Source organism: Sphingobacterium paramultivorum, from assembly GCF_014109745.1.
Taxonomy (GTDB): Bacteria; Bacteroidota; Bacteroidia; order Sphingobacteriales; family Sphingobacteriaceae; genus Sphingobacterium; species Sphingobacterium paramultivorum.
In genome coordinates this window covers 764,942-787,981 of sequence record NZ_CP058555.1, presented here as the reverse complement: position 1 = coordinate 787,981, position 23,040 = coordinate 764,942, and the positions used below count along the sequence as shown (strand labels likewise).

19 protein-coding genes are annotated in these 23,040 nt (G+C 39.3%); 10 read left to right on the top strand and 9 right to left on the bottom strand.

Features of this window, described 5'->3' with window-relative positions:
• Nucleotides 1–15: 15 nt before the first annotated feature.
• The gene (gene pyrE, locus HS960_RS03075; protein ID WP_153848252.1) at nucleotides 16–666 is read right to left on the bottom strand and encodes an orotate phosphoribosyltransferase; all 651 of its coding nucleotides are present in this window, start codon (nucleotides 664–666) and stop codon (nucleotides 16–18) included.
• Nucleotides 667–688: 22 nt separating this feature from the next.
• On the opposite strand from pyrE, the gene HS960_RS03070 reads away from it, so the two are divergent.
• The 4 genes from HS960_RS03070 to gloA2 all read left to right on the top strand — a co-directional run bounded on the left by HS960_RS03070 (nucleotide 689) and on the right by gloA2 (nucleotide 3,711).
• On the top strand, nucleotides 689–1,276 hold the full coding sequence (locus HS960_RS03070; RefSeq protein ID WP_227550340.1) for an NUDIX domain-containing protein: 588 nt from the start codon (nucleotides 689–691) through the stop codon (nucleotides 1,274–1,276).
• 58 nt (nucleotides 1,277–1,334) lie between these two features.
• Nucleotides 1,335–2,051 carry a 3-ketoacyl-ACP reductase gene (locus HS960_RS03065; protein WP_153848250.1) on the top strand — a complete coding sequence of 239 codons (717 nt, stop codon included), beginning with the start codon at nucleotides 1,335–1,337 and terminating at the stop codon, nucleotides 2,049–2,051.
• A gap of 119 nt (nucleotides 2,052–2,170) precedes the next feature.
• Entirely contained in the window at nucleotides 2,171–3,232 is a 1,062-nt protein-coding gene (locus tag HS960_RS03060; protein ID WP_153848249.1) for an NADH:flavin oxidoreductase/NADH oxidase, read from the top strand.
• Between the two features lie 86 nt (nucleotides 3,233–3,318).
• Nucleotides 3,319–3,711, top strand: coding sequence for an SMU1112c/YaeR family gloxylase I-like metalloprotein (gloA2, locus tag HS960_RS03055; RefSeq protein WP_120332627.1), 393 nt, complete (start codon nucleotides 3,319–3,321; stop codon nucleotides 3,709–3,711).
• A gap of 64 nt (nucleotides 3,712–3,775) precedes the next feature.
• On the opposite strand, the gene infB is transcribed toward gloA2, so the two are convergent.
• The 4 genes from infB to HS960_RS03035 form a co-directional block, all read right to left on the bottom strand.
• On the bottom strand, nucleotides 3,776–6,925 hold the full coding sequence (gene infB / locus HS960_RS03050; protein ID WP_182331227.1) for a translation initiation factor IF-2: 3,150 nt from the start codon (nucleotides 6,923–6,925) through the stop codon (nucleotides 3,776–3,778).
• A 103-nt stretch (nucleotides 6,926–7,028) separates the two neighbouring features.
• Nucleotides 7,029–8,270: a transcription termination factor NusA gene (nusA, locus tag HS960_RS03045; protein WP_070567754.1), complete on the bottom strand. Its 1,242-nt coding sequence runs from the start codon at nucleotides 8,268–8,270 to the stop codon at nucleotides 7,029–7,031.
• 5 nt (nucleotides 8,271–8,275) lie between these two features.
• The gene (rimP, locus tag HS960_RS03040; protein WP_153848247.1) at nucleotides 8,276–8,740 is read right to left on the bottom strand and encodes a ribosome assembly cofactor RimP; all 465 of its coding nucleotides are present in this window, start codon (nucleotides 8,738–8,740) and stop codon (nucleotides 8,276–8,278) included.
• 237 nt (nucleotides 8,741–8,977) lie between these two features.
• Nucleotides 8,978–9,754 (bottom strand): XRE family transcriptional regulator, encoded by a 777-nt coding sequence (locus HS960_RS03035; protein ID WP_153848246.1) that lies wholly within the window; start codon nucleotides 9,752–9,754, stop codon nucleotides 8,978–8,980.
• 102 nt (nucleotides 9,755–9,856) lie between these two features.
• On the opposite strand from HS960_RS03035, the gene HS960_RS03030 reads away from it, so the two are divergent.
• Entirely contained in the window at nucleotides 9,857–10,180 is a 324-nt protein-coding gene (locus tag HS960_RS03030; protein ID WP_153848698.1) for a GIY-YIG nuclease family protein, read from the top strand.
• Nucleotides 10,181–10,252: 72 nt separating this feature from the next.
• Here HS960_RS03030 and HS960_RS03025 read toward each other — a convergent pair whose 3' ends face one another.
• On the bottom strand, nucleotides 10,253–12,514 hold the full coding sequence (locus HS960_RS03025; RefSeq protein WP_310440835.1) for a penicillin-binding protein 1A: 2,262 nt from the start codon (nucleotides 12,512–12,514) through the stop codon (nucleotides 10,253–10,255).
• 521 nt (nucleotides 12,515–13,035) lie between these two features.
• Between HS960_RS03025 and rpoN the strand changes: the two genes are divergently transcribed.
• The 3 genes from rpoN to HS960_RS03010 all read left to right on the top strand — a co-directional run bounded on the left by rpoN (nucleotide 13,036) and on the right by HS960_RS03010 (nucleotide 16,625).
• Entirely contained in the window at nucleotides 13,036–14,502 is a 1,467-nt protein-coding gene (gene rpoN, locus HS960_RS03020) for an RNA polymerase factor sigma-54 (RefSeq protein WP_153848700.1), read from the top strand.
• 80 nt (nucleotides 14,503–14,582) lie between these two features.
• Nucleotides 14,583–15,458, top strand: a complete 876-nt coding sequence (locus tag HS960_RS03015; protein ID WP_075993381.1) for a carbon-nitrogen hydrolase — start codon at nucleotides 14,583–14,585, stop codon at nucleotides 15,456–15,458.
• Between the two features lie 90 nt (nucleotides 15,459–15,548).
• Nucleotides 15,549–16,625, top strand: coding sequence for an agmatine deiminase family protein (locus tag HS960_RS03010; RefSeq protein ID WP_182331225.1), 1,077 nt, complete (start codon nucleotides 15,549–15,551; stop codon nucleotides 16,623–16,625).
• 106 nt (nucleotides 16,626–16,731) lie between these two features.
• Here the strand turns inward: HS960_RS03010 and agaR are convergent, their stop codons facing one another.
• The 3 genes from agaR to proS form a co-directional block, all read right to left on the bottom strand.
• Entirely contained in the window at nucleotides 16,732–17,493 is a 762-nt protein-coding gene (gene agaR, locus HS960_RS03005; RefSeq protein ID WP_153848702.1) for a transcriptional repressor AgaR, read from the bottom strand.
• 222 nt (nucleotides 17,494–17,715) lie between these two features.
• Nucleotides 17,716–18,504 (bottom strand): Rossmann-fold NAD(P)-binding domain-containing protein, encoded by a 789-nt coding sequence (locus HS960_RS03000; protein WP_182331223.1) that lies wholly within the window; start codon nucleotides 18,502–18,504, stop codon nucleotides 17,716–17,718.
• 15 nt (nucleotides 18,505–18,519) lie between these two features.
• On the bottom strand, nucleotides 18,520–19,992 hold the full coding sequence (gene proS / locus HS960_RS02995; RefSeq protein ID WP_153848704.1) for a proline--tRNA ligase: 1,473 nt from the start codon (nucleotides 19,990–19,992) through the stop codon (nucleotides 18,520–18,522).
• Nucleotides 19,993–20,170: 178 nt separating this feature from the next.
• Here proS and HS960_RS02990 point away from each other — a divergent pair, with 178 nt between their 5' ends.
• Both HS960_RS02990 and HS960_RS02985 read left to right on the top strand, forming a co-directional pair.
• Nucleotides 20,171–21,364: a hypothetical protein gene (locus tag HS960_RS02990; protein WP_182331221.1), complete on the top strand. Its 1,194-nt coding sequence runs from the start codon at nucleotides 20,171–20,173 to the stop codon at nucleotides 21,362–21,364.
• 72 nt (nucleotides 21,365–21,436) lie between these two features.
• On the top strand, nucleotides 21,437–23,029 hold the full coding sequence (locus tag HS960_RS02985; RefSeq protein ID WP_182331219.1) for a hypothetical protein: 1,593 nt from the start codon (nucleotides 21,437–21,439) through the stop codon (nucleotides 23,027–23,029).
• Nucleotides 23,030–23,040: the final 11 nt, after the last annotated feature.

Genomic DNA, 23,040 nt, shown 5'->3' with positions numbered 1-23,040 from the left:
TAAATTAATCTTCCTTTATTGAAAATTTTCTCCCCAAGTAGCAGGATTCAATCGCCACTTTTTCAAGATCTCAATATCCTCCTCCAATACATAACTATTTTCAGCAGCGACCTGAATCAAAGCATCATAATTACATAAACTGAAATAAGGGCATTTTGCATCAGAAAAATTATCGGTAGCTTGTTGCAATCCATAAGTAAAAATAGATACCAATCCAACAACATTGCAGCCAGCCTCACGTAATGCCTTTACAGCCACTAAACTACTCTTACCTGTCGAAATTAGATCCTCAATTACAACTACACGTTGACCGCTAACCACTTCTCCTTCAATTAAATTCTGACGACCATGGTCCTTAGCTGAGCTTCTAACATAAGAAAATGGTAGTCCCAAATCCTGTGCTACCAAAACGCCTTGTGGAATACCTGCCGTAGCAACTCCAGAAATCATATCCACTGATCCAAACTCTTCCTGAATAAGCTTAGAAAGCTTTTGACGAATGTATGTACGGATCGATGGATGAGACAAAGTGATACGGTTATCACAGTAAATTGGAGACTTCCAACCCGACGCCCATGTAAAAGGACTTTTAGGTTGCAATTTTATTGCTTTAATTTGCAATAAGGATTCAGCAACTTTTTGTTCAACCTCATTTAAATTATTCATGGCGCAAATTTATAAAATTTATATGAACGAAACCGTGCTAATTTTAGCAGATTTCGTTCCATCAAAAATCAAAAACCCACAAACTATTAGTTTTCAAGAGATTGAGCTCCAAAAACTTTTCAAACAATCTGAAATTGATAAAGTTCCAAAAACGTATCTTTACATCAATAAGGATTTTGAAACTGTATTTCAAAACTTGAAAAACAAAATTAAGCTCATCAAAGCAGCCGGTGGATTGGTTAAAAACGGTGATGGGGATTATCTTTTTATCTACCGACTGGGAAAATGGGACCTTCCTAAGGGCAAAGTGGAAGACAATGAAAAAATGCGGGAAGCAGCAGTACGTGAAGTCGAAGAGGAATGTGGTATCAAAATCAACTATTTGGGAAAGAAAATTACCACATCCTACCATACCTATTTTTTGCGAAATGGAGAATTCGTCCTGAAAGCAACAAACTGGTACGAAATGGGAGTGAATAAAGTCCCTAAATTAATTCCGCAAACCGCAGAAGATATTACAAAAGCGGAATGGCGTCATGTGGACCAATTTGAAGACATCAGGGCCAACACCTACCCCATTATTGAAAATATCATAAAAAAGGCAAAATAAGTTGCCTTTTTGAGGTTCTTCTGACACGAATAAAAAAGATCATACCTATTTTTATGTTATGGAAAATATAACAGGAAAAAGAGCCTTAATTACAGGTGGTGCGCGGGGATTAGGAAAAGCAATTGCTTTCGCATTGGCCAAAGAAGGTGTACATATCGCGATTACCGGAAGAAATGAAGCTGCTTTGAAGGATACGGCTGCGGAACTTGCCGGGCTAGGCACTGAGGTCACTTATGCCGTCTTTGACGTATCAAATTATAGTGCTGTACAACAGGAGATCGAGCGACTGAAAAACACTTTCGGTAGCTTTGATATCTTAATTAACAATGCGGGAGTAGCATCATTTTCCGCTGTGCTCGACATGGACGTTGCCGATTGGACATCGATCATTCATACCAATCTCTTGGGTACATACTTTGTTACAAAAGCTATCCTTCCACAACTGATTGAAAAAAATCAAGGCGATATCATTATGGTATCTTCGACTGCCGGATTAAATGGCGCGGCCACCACTTCCGCTTATAGCGCATCAAAGTTTGGCGTCATCGGCTTCGCCGATTCTTTAATGCGGGAAGTACGGAAAAACAATATTCGGGTATGTACACTTATGCCTAGTACGATTGCTTCCGATATGTCCAAAGAACTTGGACTTACCGATGGCGATCCAGAAAAAGTTCTCCAGCCTGAAGATTTCGCAGAGTTGGTAGTTGCCAATTTAAAACTGCCAAGAAGAGCAATGCTAAAATCAGCATCTTTATGGTCTACAAATCCTTAACAGTTGAACCACGGTTCGCAAGGATTTAAATAAAGGCTTCTGAGAGCCTCTCTTTACAAAACAAAGAATTGATCGAGGCAGGAGCTTTCCTTGCTCCTGCCTTCTATAAACACGCAATTATGAGTCAATTATTTTCATCAGTAAATATTGGAAACCTGCAATTGAAAAATCGTTTGGTCGTATCTCCAATGTGCCAATACTCCGCAAAAGATGGTTTTGCAAATAACTGGCATTTGGTTCATTTGGGCCAATTTGCAATCGGCGGAGCTGCAGCAGTAATACAGGAAGCAACAGCAGTTAGCCCTGACGGTCGAATCAGTGATGGAGACCTTGGTTTATGGGACGACCAGCATATCGAAAAATTAAAAGAAATAACCGAGTTCATTAAAGAAAATGATTCCATACCGGGCATACAACTTGCTCATGCGGGCCGCAAAGCAAGCAGTAATAAACCCTGGGTCGGACGGAATCAATTTTCACCAGCGGATCCAAAGGGTTGGCAAACAGTCGCCCCATCTCCGATCCCTTTCCATTCTGGAGATTATGAACCACAGGAACTTGATGTAGACGCCATTGAAAATCTGATTGAACAATTCGGAACAGCAACGAAAAGAGCCATACAGGCAGGCTATGAAATTATTGAACTCCATGCCGCACATGGATATCTGATCCATCAATTTCTTTCACCACTGAGCAACTTACGGACAGACTCTTTCGGCGGGATCTTTGAAAATAGGATACGTTTTCTTATTGAAATTGTGAAAAGAGTAAAACAAGAAATAACAAGCCAAAGTTTATGGGTACGTATTTCAGCAACAGATTGGGCCGAAGCAGGCTGGGATTTACAGCAGTCTATAGCCTTATCACAACTACTGTATACATTGGGGGTAGATTTAATTGATGTGTCGAGTGGAGGCTTGGTCTCCTATCAAAAAATAGATGTCGGGCCAGCATATCAGCTCCCTTTCGCCATCGCGATTAAGGAACATACCAAGAATAACGTTGCCACAGTAGGTTTAATCAAAACGGCTATCCAAGCGTCCGAGATCATCGCTCAAAAGCAAGCTGATTTAATCTTAATCGCGCGGGGATTTCTTGATGATCCACATCTTCCATTACATTTTGCCAAAGAATTAAACGCTGACATCCCCTGGCCTAAACAATATGAAAGAGCAAAATAAGATGAAACATTGTAAATAGTCTGTATATGACCCATATCCTTAAGGAACAACCTTGTATAACAAACGCAATGAGATAAAATTTAATAATGAAATTAAACCTCAACAAGATACATCATATCGCTATTATCTGTAGTGATTATGAGCGTTCAAAGAAATTCTATACTGACATACTGGGCCTAGAGATTGCTAGAGAATACTATCGTGTGGAACGTGATTCCTACAAACTGGATCTCAAACTCAATGATCATTACATTATAGAACTTTTTTCGTTCCCATCACCGCCTAATCGGCTCAGCTTTCCAGAAGCCGCCGGTTTAAGACATCTTGCATTCGAAGTCGATAATCTCGACCTAGAATTAAATAAGCTCGAAAAAGCAGGTGTATCACACGAAGGGATCAGAATAGACGAGTTAACAAATAAACGCTTTACATTCTTCTTTGATCCTGATCAGGTTCCAATAGAACTATACGAACGTTAAAACAGAAAGCGGCATTGATTAAAATCAATGCCGCTTTCTGTTTTATTAGTGTATCACTAAGTGATTACAATTTACGTTTCACTTCAACTTGTTCGTAAGCTTCGACAATGTCTCCTACTTGAATATCATTGAAACGGTCAATATTTAAACCACATTCATAACCCATTGAAACTTCTTTCACATCGTCTTTGAAGCGTTTCAAAGATGCCAGTTTACCGGTATGAATTACGACACCATCTCTGATTATGCGGATATCATTATTTCTATTGATCTTACCTTCTTTAACCATACATCCGGCAATCGTACCAACTTTAGAAATTTTGAAAGTTTCTCTGATTTCAACCTCAGCAACAATTTTCTCCTCAAATTTCGGAGCCAACATACCCTCCATCGCAGACTTGATTTCATCAATCGCATCATAGATGATCGAATATAAACGTACATCAATTTGCTCGTTCTCTGCCAACTTACGTGCGTTTTGTGTTGGACGTACTTGGAAACCTATGATGATCGCATCGGAAGCAGAAGCTAACAATACATCTGATTCAGAGATCGCACCCACTGATTTATGAATAATATTAACTTGGATCTCGTCAGTAGACAATTTCAATAATGAATCTGATAATGCTTCAATAGAACCGTCCACGTCACCTTTAACGATAATATTAAGTTCTTTAAAGTTACCGATGGCCAAACGACGACCGATTTCATCCAAGGTAATATGTTTAGTTGCACGCATACCCTGCTCGCGTTGTAACTGAAGACGTTTGTTGGCTACAGTTCTAGCTTCAGACTCGCTTTCAAGAACATAAAGCTTATCCCCTGCTGTTGGCGCGCCGGCCATACCCAAGATTTGTACTGGAACAGACGGTCCAGCCTCTTTAACACGTTCGCCTCTTTCATTAGTCAAAGCCTTCACCTTACCTGAATGTGATCCCGCTAAAATAGGGTCTCCAACACGTAATGTACCACTTTGTATCAATACCGTTGTCACGATACCACGACCTTTATCCAAAGCTGCTTCAATTACTGAACCAACAGCACGTTTTTTCGGATCAGCTTTTAGATCTAACATCTCAGCTTCCAATAGAACTTTCTCTAATAATAGGTCAACATTTTCTCCCGTTTTTGCTGAAATCTCTTGCGCTTGGAACTTACCACCCCAGTCTTCAACTAAGATATTCATCGCAGAAAGCTGCTCACGGATTCTATCAGGATTTGCTCCCGGTTTATCTACTTTAGTAAATGCAAATACGATTGGCACTCCCGCTGCTTGCGCGTGGTTGATTGCTTCTTTTGTTTGCGGCATGACTGCGTCATCCGCTGCAATAACGATAATAACAATATCCGTCACTTTAGCACCGCGGGCACGCATAGCCGTAAAAGCTTCGTGACCAGGAGTATCCAAGAATGTAATTTTACGGTCATCCTCCAATTTCACCGCGTATGCACCGATATGTTGGGTGATACCACCAGCCTCACCAGAAGTAACGTTCGCCTTACGGATATAATCCAATAAAGATGTTTTACCATGGTCAACGTGTCCCATGACCGTTACAATAGGGGCTCTTGAAACCAAATTCGCTTCGTTATCCGGTTCCTCAAGTTCAGCAGTCTCCTCATCCTCAGGTTTGATAAACTCTACCTGATAACCAAATTCATCCGCTACAATTGTTAAAGTTTCCGCATCTAAACGTTGATTAATTGACACGAACATACCCAAACTCATACAAGTTGCAATAATTTGGGTTACCTGAACGTCCATCAAATTAGCTAATTCGTTTGCTGTTACGAATTCTGTAACACGCAATATTTTCGCCATCATTTCTTGCTCCATTGCAGCTTCTTCTGCATGTTGAGCAACATCATCACGTTTCTGACGTCTCAATTTGGCACGTTGCGCAAATTTACCAGATTTACCTGCACCACTCAAACGAGCAAGTGTTGCCTTGATTTGATCTTGGATTTCCTTTTCAGTAGGCTCTTCCTTATTCTCAACAGGTCTTCCCTTACCTCTATTGTCAAAACGATTACCGTGTTGTGGTCTCGTACCTTGTCCTGGTCTACCTGGGTGTTGGTTGTTACCTCCTTGTCCCGGTCTACCATGCTGTTGGTTGTTGTTTTGCCCTGGACGATTGTTCGGGTTGTTGTTAGGACCATGATTCCCACCTCGGTTACCTCCTTGTTGGTCCCGGTTGTTGGGGTTGTTGCCATCACGCGGCCCACGGTGTTGGTTATTATGACCTTGACCTTGCCCCGCATTTGGGTTTACTGGACCATTTGGATTCGTACGCTTACGCTTACGTTTCTCATTATTATTTCCAGCATTTGAAGATGAAGCCACTGGTTTGTGGGAAGGTCTAGCAGATGGTAATTCAATCTTACCAATGACTTTAGGACCTGTCAATCTTTCTGCGCGAGCAGAAATAATTTCATCTCCTTGTTTTTTCACAGGCTCCACTATTGGAGTTACTGGTACAGCTTTCGGCGCTGTTTCTTCTTTTTTCTTGTCTTCTACCTTCACAGGTTCAGTTTTTGTCTCTACAACCGGAGTTGCTTTTACTTCAGTTTTATTTACTTCGGGTTTTTCTATTTCAGCTTTTGGCACGACAACTTCCGGCTTCTTCTCAATAACCTTTGGTTCTTCTTTTTTCGCTTCAACAATAGGCGCTTTGACTTCGGCTTCTTTCTTTTCTTCCACCTTAGCTTCAGCTTTAACCTCTACAGGTGTTTCTTTGACGGTTTTTGGTTCCTCCTTAAAAGGTTCTTCCTTCTTGACCTTACTTCCGCCTCTATTCAATGCGTCCAGATCAATCTTACCAACCACCTTCATACCACCTTGATGAACAGGCTCCTCTACTTTTGTAGGAGTAGTTTCCTTAACAGAAGGGATTTCTACCGTATTCTTGACCAAGATTTCCTTGGATTCGTCATGATCTTCGAAATCCTCATTCTTAGATGATTCCTTAGGAGAAGTGGACGGCGACTCCTCACGACGAATTTTGCCAATCACAATTTGTTTAGCTTCATCTTTCAGTGATTTGTCTCCCTGAAACTCTTTTAACAGCACACCATACATCTCTCCGCTCAATTTAGTGTTAGGCTTTGCTTCTACATCATATCCTTTTTTCACTAAACATTCCACGGCGGTATGTATCCCGATGTTGAGTTCCTTTGCTGCTTTAAGCAAGTTTGTTCCTTTTCCTTCAGTCATCTATAATATAAACTATTTTAATATAATTACAAAAATATGTTTTTTTCCATCCATAAACAATTTATTCCGAATGTTAGATAGAAAAAAATTAACGAGCTGAATTTTATTCAAATTCAGCTTGTAAAATACGTACAATCTCACGAACAGTATCTTCTTCCAAATCGGTACGTCTAACCAGCTCTTCTTCGCTAAGAGACAACACCGACTTCGCTGAATCCAAACCAACACGTTTCAATTCATCAATAACCCAGCTTTCAATCTCATCGCTGAATTCTTCGATATCAACGTCTTCATCAAACTCGTCATTTTCGCGATAAACATCAATTTCATAACCAGTCAATTTACCAGCCAATTTGATATTGTGTCCTCCACGACCAATTGCTAAAGAAACTTGATCCGATTTTAAATATACAGCCGCAGTCTTATTTTCTTCATCGATTTTGATTGAGCTAATCCTTGCTGGACTCAAAGCACGAGCGATATACAATGAATGATTTGTTGTAAAATTAATTACGTCAATATTCTCATTACGCAGTTCACGAACGATACCATGAATACGGGATCCCTTCATACCAACACAAGCTCCTACAGGATCAATACGATCATCATAAGACTCAACAGCAACCTTCGCTCTTTCTCCTGGTTCACGAACGATTTTCTTGATCGTAATCAAACCATCAAAAATTTCAGGAACCTCAAGTTCAAATAAACGTTGTAAGAACGCAGGTGCCGTACGTGAAATGATAATCTTTGGATTATTATTCATCATATCCACTTTATGCACAACTGCGCGAATGCCATCTCCCTTTTTGAAATAGTCAGCCGGAATTTGTTCTGATTTAGGAAGAATTAATTCATTACCGTCCTCATCCAATACCAAGATTTCCTTTTTCCAAATCTGATAAACCTCACCAATGACCAACTCTCCTTCTCTATCTTTATATTTCTTAAAGACTTCGTCTTTTTCCAATTCCAAAACCTTAGATACAAGCGTCTGACGTGCAGCTAAAATTGCACGACGGCCAAAGCTTTCCAATGTGATCTGTTCAATAAAATCATCGCCTACTTCCAAATCTTCATCATGCTTTCTAGCTTCTGCCAATTCGATTTCAAGATCATCATCCTCTGAAAACTCATCTTCAACAACGACACGCGTCCTCCAAATCTCCAAATCTCCGTTATCTGGATTCACGATAACATCCACATTTTCATCCGTACCAAAACGACGACGGATCATACTACGAAAAACCTCTTCCAATACTGTAATAACAGTAGGTCTATCGATATTCTTAAACTCCTTAAACTCTTGAAAAGAGTCTATCAGATTGATGTTGCTGTTACTCATTATTATTAAAATGAAATTACCACTTTTGTTGCTTTTATTTGATCAAAAGGAAGTTCTTTTTCTACCTCTTGCGCTTTTTTACCTTTTTCTTTTATCTTCTGAAGAACATTGATCTTCATCTCGTCTACGGCCAATAATGTACCTTCAACTTTTGTATTATCGTTCAACTTCACCTGAACTGTACGACCTAAATTCTTTTGATATTGTCGAATATTAACAAAATTAGCATCAATACCTGGAGATGAAACCTCTAAACGGTAAGCGTCATCAATTACATTTTCCTCCTCCAGGTGGAAACCGACATGACGGCTCACCTGTGCACAATCATCAATATTTACACCATTATCTCCGTCCAAAAGAATCTCAAGAATTTTATTTGGGCGCATCTTCACACTGACGATAAACAAATCCTCGCGATCTGCAATTTTTTCCGCGATGAGTTCAATAACTCTCTTTTCTATATGCTGCATTGTTCTGTTTCTAGAAATGCTAAATTAATTGAATTAAAAAAAGGGGGCAATACGAGCCCCCTTCCTTTCAGATATGCAAATATAGCATTTTATAAAATAAAAAACAAAATTAGATAGATTGTTTTTATATTCAATACCCCTACATTCCCTATAAAAACAAGCTATCGATCGCTCCTCGGTCATAGAAATTCTCTTCACAGCGCAACTATATCATAAAAATACGCAGATAATTCCCCGCTATTTCGAACTATCTACCACCGCATTAATTGTTTTCTGCATCTGCGCCATCATGCTCGTCAATGTTTCCATTGTTGGCTCTGGCGTAGGCTCTGGCAGTTGTGTACTGATAAAAGCCTTCGCCTTCCACACCTCAAGAATATCGGCAGTCTCCACCCAATAAGGCTCATATGTCTTATTATCAGAAACAAGTTTCAAACCTTTATCTTCTTTAAATTTAAAAGCAATACGTTTATACACCACGCCATCTTCCTTAGACAACACAACATAGGTACTCCCAGGTTTAATATCATGCCAATTTTCCACGTATTCGGCCACAATAATAGAACCAGAAGGCAAAGGCAACATCGAATCCCCCTTTATTTCAAAAGCGCGAAATGTACCCTGACCAAACATAGGCAGCGAAAACTTAGGCAACTCAGCAACATATTCTGGATCACCATACCCATTTAAATAGCCGGCGCTAGCCTTAACCGGAACAAGTTCGATATTTTCACGATCATCTGCATCCACAGTCACACTAAGCACCCTTAAATTTGAGGCATTGCTTTTGGGAACCGGCTTCCATTTATCATCAATAACATCGTTTGCCAACTCATCCATAGTCAAACCATAGAATTCGGCAATCTTCTTTAATAACTCATATTTGGGCTCTGCTCGATCTTCCTCGTACGCGCCGACAGACGCACGCTTAATTTCCATAAGATCAGCAAATTGTTGCTGTGTGATTTTCTTTCCTTTTCGAAGGAACTTCAGATTGGACGAAATATTTGACATATTATTTTTTCAAAAAAATATTTTGCAAAAACTAATTTTATTAGTAATATTGTGCCAATAAAATTAGTAAATATATTTTAAACGTCCAAATAATTTAGCATTATGAACAATTTTATTGTATATATATCAACTGACAACAATCGTAAACACTTTAAAATCGGCCTCAGTTCCAATATCTTTAGTACAGTAATGGAATTACAGCAATCCAATAGTTTTATTTTCAACCAAGGACCTAGTTTAAATCGAATAATCTACACAGAATCTTTCACAAATCCGGAGACGGCCAATAAGAGAATAAGCGAACTGCAACATTTTACGACCATGCAAGTCGAACGGCTCATTCGTAAATACAACCCTAACTGGAATAATCTTTTTCCACAGCAACACCAAGCGTTCAACAAGAGAGATTCCAACCACGCAGCCTAACATAAAAAAAGCCACCTTAGTTAAACTAGGCGGCCATCTTTATTTTTTAGATAGAATCCTCTTTAAGTAGTATCAGTTTTGACTACCGACCTCCTCCAACGAGGATGACCCTTCGCTACTCGTTCCACTATCAGCACCTTCAGTATGATTACGCTCAACAGGATGCTCCGCTCCCTCTTCCTCTGGTCCAATAAATCCTTCATCAACGGGCTCTTCCACTTGTGTAGAATCACTCTGATCTGGCTCTGGATCACTATAACGCGGAGTTTCGCATTTGTAAGATTTCGTAATTTCAACAGTAGGACTAGGAAACTTACCTTGGGTATACCCCAACTGTTTATCTTTATAAACAGACTCCATATACACACCAAATATTGGCAATGCTGTACGAGAACCTTCTCCAGAATGGGAATTTTTAAAGTGAATACTCCGTTCGTCGCAGCCAACCCAAACACCTGTAACCAAATCTTTAGTTACCCCCATATACCAACCATCTACATATTCGGAAGAAGTACCTGTCTTTCCGCCGATTTCATTTTCCTTATCAAATAAATCCCATTCCCACAATCCCTGAGATGTACCTCCAGGTTCTTCCATACCACCACGCAACATATACGTCATCAACCAGGCATCTTGCTTATCCACCACTTGTTTACGCTCCGCCTGAAAAGTAGCAATAACATTACCATCATGATCTTCGATCTTAGACACCAATAAAGGAGTGACACGCTCACCGTGATTCATCATCGTTGAGTACCCATTCACCATTTCAAAAACAGAAACATCATTAGGTCCTAACCCTACAGAGGCAACCGGATTTAATTTACTCGTGATACCACAACGATGGGCTGCATCAACAACTTTCGCAGGCGTAACCATATCAGTCAATTGTACTGTAACGGAATTAATAGAACGCGCCATTGCATGACGCAGAGACATTTCTCGATAAGAAAAATTCCAGTCTGCATTTTTGGGTTCCCATATCTCCACGGAATCCCCTTTATCAATCTTGATCGTAACAGGCTTGTCGGTAATCTTATCACATGGAGACATCCCTGACTCCAATGCAGCCAAGTATACAAAAGGCTTAAATGTGGATCCCGCTTGTCGCTTCGCTTGCATCACGTGATCATACTTAAAATATTGATGGTTTATTCCACCCACCCAAGCTTTAATTTCACCCGAATATGGATCCATGGACATCATCCCCGCATTTAGCATCATGGCATAATATTTCAAAGAATCCATTGTAGACATATCCTTTTCGATCCTACTGCCATCCTTCCAATTATAGACTTCGATCTTCTTCTTTTTATTCAAGAAGTAACTGATGCTATCAGGAGTATTTGCATATTTCTTACTCAAAAAAGCATAATAAGGAGTTTTCTTAGCTAGATTATCCAAAAAATTAGGAATAACTTTACCTGACAGATCGCGCCAAGGCTCTTGTCCTTCCCAGGTATTATTTAAACGTTGCTGTAATTCCAACATTTGTTTTGCTACAGCTTCTTCAGCATGCTTTTGAAGTTTAGAATTTATAGTGGTATAAATTTTCAAGCCATCTGTATAGATATCATAATTATTATCTTCAGCCCACTTTTCCAACCACTTAGCTACCGCAGCACGTAAATAAGAATCCCCGCCAGCATTAAGGTCTTGACTATTCGTATTCAAAACAATCTTCTCTTTTACAAGGTTATCATATTCCTCTTTTTTCAAAAAACCACCTTTATACATTTGACTTAAAACGGTGTTTTTTCTGACAAATGCATTTTCAGGATTGCGAATGGGATTATATAAAGTAGTACCTTTTAACATGCCGATCAAAACAGCAGCCTCATTTTGATTCAATTGATTGGCTCCTTTGGAAAAATAGCGTTTTGCAGCAGTCTCAATCCCATAAGCATTATTACTGAAGGATACTGTATTTAAATACATTTCCAATATCTGATTTTTAGAATAGCGTTGCTCCAATTTATAAGCCGTCATCCACTCCTTAAACTTCGTTACCACCAGGCCTGCAACAGGAAGACGTGTCAACAAACCACCCGCCTTATTATAACGCGTACGATAAAGATTTTTAGCTAACTGTTGCGTAATTGTACTCGCGCCACGCTTATCCCCTTTTAAAGTAGAGATAATACCTGACCCTAAACCAAAAAAATCAACACCATTATGACTATAAAAACGTACATCCTCAGTTGCTATCAACGCACTTGTAACCGATTTAGGAATGCTATCAAATGGAATTGGATTTCTATCCTCGTCGAAATATCGCCCAATTAAAACACTGTCTGCCGTATATAATTCCGTAGAAATATTAACGCTAGGCATAACAATATCCTTTTTTGTCGGGGAATAACCAAAGAGCCATAAAAAATTTAATTGTATAGCACAAATCAATATAATGATAAAATATATTGCTATAAGGAGATAACGAAGAATCCTATTCTTAATACGTTTAAACATAAATGGAAATTTATCTTATATTCAACACATCCGACCAGCAAAAGGTTTTACGCCCGCCCAATATGCCTTTTTATCTATTTTCAGGGGCTAAATATACAACTAAATAAATCGCTGTAATCAACTATTTACATTTTTTAACAATAAAAACCACCCGTCAAACAACTATAAAATGCAACAGAATTCCAAAGGGTCGATTTTGGAAATAACAACAACAATTCAATAGTAAAATAGCCGTCCGGAGAAAACAGACCCAATCTCATCTTTGTTTATAATTTTTGGCACCCCGTTCCACAAATATTATACCCATTTTTTATTTATTATCGATTTTATTTTAAAATAATAATGATATTTGTTTAAATTTAGATGTAAAAAAGTCAACTATTAGCATGTTAAAACAAACATTACAACAAAAGCTATTGCAGAAATTGTCTCCGCAACAAATACAATTTATAAAATTGTTGCAGGTTCCGACGGTTTCATTAGATGCTCGAATCAAGGAAGAATTAGAAGAAAACCCTGCGTTAGAAGATGGTAGCTTGACTAATATGACCGACCCTATAGAAGAATACCCCGATAAAGATCCAGACGATAATTTTGATAATGAAGATGGGTTCGATTCAGAAGACTTTAGTTTAGAAGACTATATCCAGGAAGATGATTTCAAAGATTACGGCAACGGCTATGATTATGGAGACGACGATGACGACCGCAAAGAAATGCCTGTTGCTATTCAACACTCCTTTTATGAGCAGCTGCAACAACAGTTGGACCTCTTGGCATTAGATGACAAGCACTTTTTAGTTGGCCAACAAATCATTGGTAGTCTAGATGACGACGGCTATTTACGCCGTCCAATTATCAATCTTGTAGACGACCTAGCTTTTGGTCAAAATGTAATGACTGATGAGCAGGAAGTTCTAGACATGCTAAAAGTAATTCAAGATTTTGAGCCTGCGGGAATTGGAGCCCGTGATTTGCAAGAGTGCTTGTTGATCCAGTTACAAAAAAAAGATACACAAAATCCAACCATCAAACTTGCGATTAAAGTCGTATCGAATTACCTTGAGGAGTTCACCAAAAAGCATTATGATAAATTAGAAAAATCTTTAGGCGTTTCATCTGAGGATCTAAAAAATGTAGTCAATGAGATTCTAAAACTTAACCCAAAACCAGGAGACTCCGGCGCGGTTGCAGGCAAACAACTTCATATTATCCCGGATTTTCATATCAGCAATAATGATGGCATACTACATTTAACTTTAAATGGCCGAAATGCCCCTGAGCTCCGCATAAGTCGTGATTACCAACACATGTTTGAGCATTACGAGAAATCGGATCAAAAGGATAAAAAAATGAAAGAGGCTGTGCAATTCGTCAAACAAAAACTTGACTCCGCCAAATGGTTTATTGATGCAATAAAACAGCGTCAACAAACCTTATTAAAAACAATGAATGCAATCATGGAATACCAATATGATTATTTCCTTACTGGTGATGATCGTAAGTTAAAACCAATGATATTGAAAGACATCGCCGACAAAATCGATATGGATATATCAACTGTGTCGCGGGTAGCAAATTCGAAATACGTACAGACAGAATTTGGAACATTTCTCTTAAAATCATTTTTCTCTGAGGCTATCCAAACGGATTCCGGTGAAGAAGTATCCAATAAAGAGGTTAAGAAAATATTGGAGGAGTGCATCGCAAAAGAAAATAAACGGAAACCCTTGGCTGACGAGAAATTAACTGAGATCCTAAAAGAAAAAGGCTACAATATTGCGCGGCGAACGGTGGCAAAATATCGGGAAGCATTGAATATTCCTGTAGCAAGATTACGAAAAGAGCTCTAAGAGCTCTTTTTGTTTTTCCCACAGACCAAATCCAAGTTAAGAATAGTATCTTTGTGCTGTATTAAAATAAGCATTAAAGAATGAGCAAAGTAAAAGTTGGAGTTGTACAGATGAGCTGTACCGCAAGCAAACAAGAGAATCTCGAAAAAGCTATCGCTAAAGTAAAAGAAGCCGCTGCAAAAGGTGCGCAAATTGTGTGTCTGCAAGAACTATTTACCTCTTTATATTTCTGCGATGTAGAAGATTATGACAATTTCGCACTGGCTGAATCCATTCCCGGCCCATCGACGGACGCGCTATCGGCTGTTGCTAAAGAAGCAGGTGTCGTAATTATCGCTTCATTATTTGAAAAAAGAGCAGAAGGATTGTACCATAATACGACCGCTGTATTAGATGCAGATGGTTCCTATTTAGGGAAATATCGTAAAATGCATATTCCAGATGACCCTGCATTTTATGAAAAATTCTATTTTACACCAGGAGATTTAGGCTACAAAGTATTCAAAACAAAATTTGGAAGAATAGGCATTTTAATTTGCTGGGATCAATGGTACCCTGAAGCATCTCGAATTACCGCATTGATGGGTGCCGAAATCTTATTCTACCCTACAGCTATCGGATGGGCAACAGATCAAGATGAAGAAACCAACAAAGATCAATACAATGCGTGGCAAACAATACAACGCTCCCATGCCGTTGCAAATGGCGTTCCTGTTGTATCCGTTAACCGTGTAGGATTTGAACAAAATGGTGCAATGAAATTCTGGGGTGGAAGCTTCGTAACGAACGGACAGGGCAAATTGCTTTACCTTGCCTCACATGACAAAGAAGAAATTGAGGTCGTCGAATTGGACTTAAATGAATCGGACTATTTCAGAAAACATTGGCCATTTTTGAGAGACCGAAGAATCGAAACATACGCACCGATCACCAAACGTTTTATTGACGAAGACTAATATTGGATATTCTAGCCATTTCAGTTTCGAACGCACACAACTGTGCTGAAACGAACTGAAATGGCTTTTTTTAATCCCATTAAAATAAGTATGGAACAAAAAAAGACATTCACACAGGACTATTTTGACAATTCCCCAAAACAACAGGGCTTCTCATTTCCCGCAGAATGGGCAAAGCAAGAAGCCTTATGGTTGAGCTGGCCACATAAAGAGGAATCCTGGCCTGGGAAGATTGAAACAATATACAAACCCTATTGCGAATTTATTAAAGTCGTAGCAGCAGGGCAAAAAGTAAGGATTAACGTCGCTAATGAGGAAATGCAAAATTTTGCTATTACCGCGCTCAAAGAAGTGACAACAGATTTTAGCAATATCGAATTCTATTTTAATCCGACTAACGATGCTTGGTGTAGAGACCACGGTCCCGCTTTTATTATTAACCAGGCAACAAATCAAAAAGCAGTTGTCGACTGGGGTTATAACGCCTGGGGTGGAAAATACCCTCCTTTCGACTTGGATGACGTCGTTCCGACGCGTATTGCCAAAGAATTTAACCTTCCTTTATTTACCCCTGATATCGTCATGGAGGGCGGTTCAGTCGAGTTTAATGGCGCAGGAACAATCATGACAACAACCGCTTGTCTATTGAATAAAAACCGAAATCCACACCTGACAAAAGAACAAATAGAAACCTATTTGAAAGAATTTTACGGTCAGGAACAGGTTTTATGGCTTGGAGACGGTATCGTTGGAGACGATACAGATGGACACATTGATGATATTACACGTTTCATTAACGAAAACACCGTTTTAACGGTTGTAGAGGAAGATCCAACAGATGAGAACTATGAGATACTTCAAGAAAATCTAGCAACACTTCGTTCATTTAGACTTTTAAATGGAGAGCCACTGCATATCATTGAGCTCCCAATGCCAGCACCGGTCATCTATGACGAAACAAGATTACCTGCTTCTTATGCTAATTTCTACATTGCAAACGATGTTGTTGTTGTACCGATCTTCAACGATAAAAATGACCAAAGAGCACTGGATATCATCCAAGGCTGTTTCCCTACACGTAAAGTCATAGGAATAAATTCCGTCGACATTATTTGGGGGCTGGGAAGTTTCCACTGTTTAAGCCAGCAAGAGCCGGCGCTGAGCTAAAAAAAGCTATCCATAAAAAAATGTCCCCAAATAGTTAAACACTCTTTTGGGGACATTTTTTATGATAAAAATAAGCAGCTCAGCTTTGAGTTTTAGTTAAGCCGTGTTAAACAACAATAACATTTACCCCGGCTTTTTCTAACGATTCCACAAAGCTTGTATTTACTTTGTCGTCGGTAATTAATATATCAATTTTATCAAAACCACAAATCCGCCCGAAGCTTCGCCGTCCGAATTTAGACGAATCTGCTAATACGACAACCTTTTGAGCCGTATCGATCATAATGCGATTTAATTGTGCCTCCTGGGCACTCGAAGTTGATACACCGTATTCCAGATCAATGCCATCGACTCCCAAAAACAATTTACTACAGTAAAAATCATGCAATAAATTTTCTGCATACTTTCCCGTTACGGATGTCGAGGTCTTACGAAGCGTCCCCCCCATCTGCATGATTTCAACCGAAGGATATTTGATCAATTCCATCGCAACATTCAATGCCGAAGTTACTACAGTGATATTTCCTTTAGGAATGATCTGCTTCGCTAGCGACTGCATGGTCGTTCCTGAAGCTATAATGATTGAATCATTTTCCTCAATCATTTCAGCCGCTTTTTTTCCGATCCGGCTTTTATCATCCGAACGAAGCTTCTCTTTTTCAAATACTGTACGGTCAGTCGTATAAGGATTATATTGTGTTGCCCCGCCATGCGTTCTAAACAACAATCCACTATCTTCCAACAAGGTCAAATCTTTCCGAATGGTTACAGAGGAAACGCCCAATTCCTCACATAGATCAATTACCTGAACTACGCCGACCTCCTTTAATTGTTTTAAGATATATTGATGTCTTTCTACATTTGTCATGGCTCTATTTATAATAAGCTGTTAAAATACTAAATCTATTATCGGTTTGTTTAAAGGAATATGTCGATATCTTGAAAAAATCCATCGATATCAATAAATTTCAACAAATATGACTTTCTACTTAAATTTCCCGTAGTAGAATTGATGTTAAAATAATGAAATTATTTAATTTTTTCACGCTGACAATCATAAATTCATTTTTATTTTAAAAAGAAAAATGAATTAAAATTGCAAAGGATCAGGCAGGACAAATTGATAATCAAGTTCCTCTAAAAGTAATCTTCCGCTAACTATTTTTTGAGTCGCATCCGCAGCTTCGAACGCAAGAGGCAAAGCATAACCATATTTTTTTGCCGAAGCTAGAATAACATCCTTTTTCTTAGGATGTAAGGGAGCAACAACATTGTATACAGTATACTTAAGCGCATTGCAAGATGCTACCTCTAACAGTCTGATCACATCATCGATATGAACAAAATTGGCGGGCTGTTCACCCGTCGTACAGATACGTTCGGCAAAATATTTGGCAAAAACACGATTTTTACCAAACAAACCTCCTAATCGATAAATTATAGTATCAGCCAATCCCAACATACTTGCTTCAGCAAGCAAGAGTTTTGATGAAAGTTCGGTTATATCTGCATAGGATTCATCAAATACGCCATCTTTTTCCGGATAAATTCCAATAGAGCTCAGGAAGACTTGTTTCTTCCATGTCATATGCGCATAAAATGATTTGATATTCGAAAATCTGTTTTCAAGGATCGCTACACTATTTTTCTGACTTGCCGGTATACTGTTTAACACGAAGTCAAATTGAGTAGGTAAAACTACCTGTGCTGGAAAATTTTCACAATCAAAGTCTAAAATAAACGAAAAAATACCATCGGCTTTAAGCCGATGGTATTTTTCAGATGTTGTCGTACTGGCCCAAACCTCATGGCCTTGATGCTTCATATGTATCGCAAAAGATTCTGCGAGCCAACCGCATCCCAAAATGAGTATCCTCATATTACGACAACACTATTAATAAGCTTTTGCAAACAGTACACGCCGACTTGAAGGTTTCCCTGTAAAGATACAGATACCTTCCTCTTCCTTCGCATCCAAAGGAATACAACGAATTGTTGCCTTAGTTTCTTCTTTTACACGTTTTTCCGTTTCTGTTGTTCCATCCCAATGACAAGAGATAAAACCACCCTTACCTTCCAGTACTTCTTTAAACTCATCATAAGAATTCACCTCAGTAAAATGAGATGTCCTGAAATTTAATGCTTTTTGGTATATATTTTCTTGTATTGTATCTAGCAATTGTACAATATTACCAGCCAAGCCTTCCTGAGCAACCGTTTCTTTCGTTTGAGTATCACGACGCGCTAATTCTACCGTACCATTTTGCATATCTCTCGCTCCAACAGCTACACGTACAGGAACACCCTTTAACTCCCATTCTGCAAATTTAAAGCCTGGACGTTGTGTGTCCCGATCGTCGTATTTTACAGATATATCGTTCACCCGCAATTCATTTGTTAACTGATTCACAAATGCATCGATTTGCGCCTTTTCTTCTTCAGTCTTAAAAATCGGAACGATGACAACTTGAATTGGTGCTAATTTTGGAGGCAATACCAATCCTTGATCATCTGAGTGAGCCATAATCAATGCGCCCATCAAACGTGTAGAAACACCCCAAGAAGTAGCCCAAACATGCTCCAATTTACCTTCTTTAGAAGTAAATTTCACATCAAACGCCTTTGCAAAGTTTTGGCCAAGAAAATGAGAGGTTCCTGCTTGTAATGCTTTTCCATCCTGCATCAATGCTTCAATACAATACGTATCCAAGGCACCCGCAAAACGCTCGTTTTCTGTTTTTCTACCACGTACAACAGGCACAGCTAAAATATTTTCAGCAAATTCAGCATACACATCAAGCATACGTTCTGTTTCTTCAATAGCCTCTTCTCTTGTCGCATGGGCCGTGTGCCCCTCTTGCCACAAAAACTCTGCTGTGCGCAAGAAAAGACGTGTACGCATTTCCCATCTTACAACGTTCGCCCATTGATTGACCAAAATTGGGAGGTCACGATAAGATTCAATCCATCCACGATAAGTATTCCATATAATCGTTTCTGAAGTCGGGCGCACGATCAACTCTTCCTCCAATTTCGCGTCTTCATCCACGACGATCTTACCTGTACCATCATTTTTTAATCTATAATGTGTTACCACTGCACACTCCGTAGCAAAACCTTCCACATGTGCCGCCTCTTTAGAAAAAAACGATTTGGGAATGAATAAAGGGAAATAAGCGTTGCTATGACCTGTTTCTTTAAATCTTTTATCTAAGATCGCTTGCATCCTTTCCCAGATAGCGTATCCGTATGGTTTGATCACCATACAGCCTCGTACAGCTGAATTTTCAGCTAGATCAGCTTTAATCACAAGCTCGTTATACCATTGTGAATAATCTTCAGCACGACTTGTTATTCCTTTACTCATATGAAATTGATAAATTATTGTAACATTATTACGTTAAATCTCGTCTGTAATTCTAATACGAAAAGCGTTCAATAAAAAATATTTGTATTTTTGATTACTTCGATTAAACCCCCTTGAGAAATTTGCGTCTAAGATAGTAAATAAGGCTGTATAATCGAAAATAAGGATTTAGGATATTATGAAAAAAAATAGATTATTTATCGGAGCACTTGCCATAACAGGAGCGTTCATGCTTGGTTCCTGCGGCACAAGTAGGCAAATCTATGGCGACGATGTCTATGGCAACAATGGGCAAGCTAGACAAAAGGTTTATCAAAGCCCAGATTACTATTACACAGATGCAGATCAGGCCCAACCAAACGGGCAAGCGCAAGGCGGTTACTATGATGACGAATATTCTGATCAGGATTACAACAATGATTCCTATGAAGATCTTGAATATGCCAATCGTATCAACCGTTTCTATTACGCTAGTCCGGGCATGACGTATTTCGACCCATTTTTTGATCCATGGTATGGTTATGGTTTCGGCGGTTGGTACGGATACGGCCCATCGTTCGGAATGGGATGGGGATGGAACTCTGGATGGGGTTCATCTTGGTCTATCGGCCTCGGATGGGGTTGGGGATCTAGCTGGGGCTGGGGATCTCCTTGGTATGGCGGTTACAGACCTTGGGGTGGCTGGTATGGCGGCGGCTACTGGGGATCTGGTTGGTACGGAAACGGTTACTGGGGTGGTGGTTCCTGGGGTAACTCAAGACCACGGTATGCATCAAGTAGATCTGTATACAGAGATAACTATAACACGCGCAGTTCATCATCAAGAACCCGAACTTCAGGTGGATATGACCGCAATAGCGTTGCTCGAAATTCTGGAGGATACGATCGTACTGGCGTAGCACGCGATTCTAGAGGACGTATTACATCTGTTTCAAATAGGTCAAGAACTTCTGACGGTTCCGTGACACGTGGTTCTTCTTATGACAGGTCAAACGGTAGAACAAGAACATCTGATGGTGTATCGAATAGAGCTTACTCAGATGGTACTCGTTCAAGAACCTCAGATAGAGTCAATGGTTCCTATCCAAACAACACACGTAGCACCTCTAGCGGATATTATAATAATGATTCGAGAACACGAAATAGTTCAGGTGAGGTATCTCGTCCGATGAGCCGTTCGATGGAAACACGCTCCAGCAACCCAAGCTCAACGTCAAGACCATCGTATACTCCGCCAACAAGAAGCTATGATAGTGGTTCATCATCCCGCTCTTCTAGTGGAGGTTTTTCTGGAGGAGGTAGTTCTAGATCTTCGGGAGGAGGTTTCTCCGGAGGCGGAAGCTCAAGATCAAGTGGAGGACGTACTCGATAGTTAAAAGCATTTTGAATAGTAGCATACAATTTCTTGTATGCTACTAATTTATTATTGACGACATTTTAGCATATGACAATCAAAAAATTACTTTTTGGAACTGCATTCGTTTTAGGTGCAGCAGGGACTACTCAAGCGCAATATACGAAAGATGTACTTTTATTCTCCCAAGGGGACAATGGCGGAACAGCTCGTTTTAAAGCCATGGGAAATGCATCTACCGCATTAGGTGGAGATATAAGTTCGATTACGGGTAACCCCGCGGGTTTGGGCTACTTCAATCAATCTGACGTATCATTAACAGCCAGATACCTTAACAACAAAAATAAAACAGACTATTTTGGTCAAAATTCAAACAGCAGCAAGAATAATTTCAACTTAGACAACGCTGGAATTGTTTTTCACCTCCCAACTTACCGCAATGGAGGTAACCTCGATAGAGGTTGGTTAAATTTCAATGTCGGTATTGCTTACAACCGCAATTATGTCTATAACAACCTGCTAGAGTATCGAGGAGTAAATAATACGAGTTCGATATCAGATGCTTATTCCGACCGCCTTTCAGATGTCGGAGGAACACAAGGTTGGGGCCAGGAAGTTTATAACAACTCTTTATTATTCGATGTAGACCCCAAAAACGCGGGTGCATATATCCCCATTACAGTTGGCGGAACTTTCGATGGAAAAAATGGTTTTAATCAAGTGAATTCCATCTTAGAAAAAGGAAGCAAATCCGAATCTGTCTTGTCATTTGGAGCCAATTATAGCAATAAACTTTATTTAGGAGCCTCTTTGGGTTTCACCGCATTTAGCTACGACAATTCCAGCTGGTTTACAGAATATGGTCAAACAATGACGGCCGACCAATTAAAAGCCATTAACAAAGATTCAGAATTTTTAAAACCAACCAATGCCCAAAAGTATGCCATGTTGGATAAAGATTATGAATTATATGATGATTATGCGCAAGCCACTGATGGTACCGGTGTCGACTTTAAACTTGGGGTAATCTATAAATTTACGCCAACGTTTAGCATGGGATTCACCGCTAAGTCGCCTACATTTATGAGCATCCGGGATGAATCATATAGTAATTCTGAGTTCCGTTACTTCAGACCAAATGAAGACAAATCATTTAAAGAGTATAGAACCAGTGATGACGCAGGGCACAGTTACTTGGAATATAACATGAATACACCCTATAAATTATCTCTTGGGGCGAGCCAATTATTTTCAAGAGGATTAATAACCGCTGATGTCGAATGGGTAGACTATGCCGCTATGCGTTTTAAAGATGTGGGAAATTACAGTAAAACTTTAGAAAAGAACATGAATCAAAACATCAAAGATACTTACCAAGGTGCATTTAATGCGCGAATTGGTGGTGAAGTGATGTTTGATAATGTATTTAGCGGAAGAGCTGGTTTCAACTACAGTGGCAACCCCTATAAAAATGCAGACTATACGAATTATACGGCATCTTTAGGTATCGGCGCTAAACTTGGCCGTGGCATGTATGTTGATTTGACTGGTGCGTATAATGCAGTCAACTACAAAGAAAGCCCATATTTGATTAATGAGAACTACTGGAATAATGCTAGTCCAGTAGCAGATATAAAAAATCAACGGACTAATGTTGTACTAACTATTGGTTCAAAATTTTAAACTATATTTTT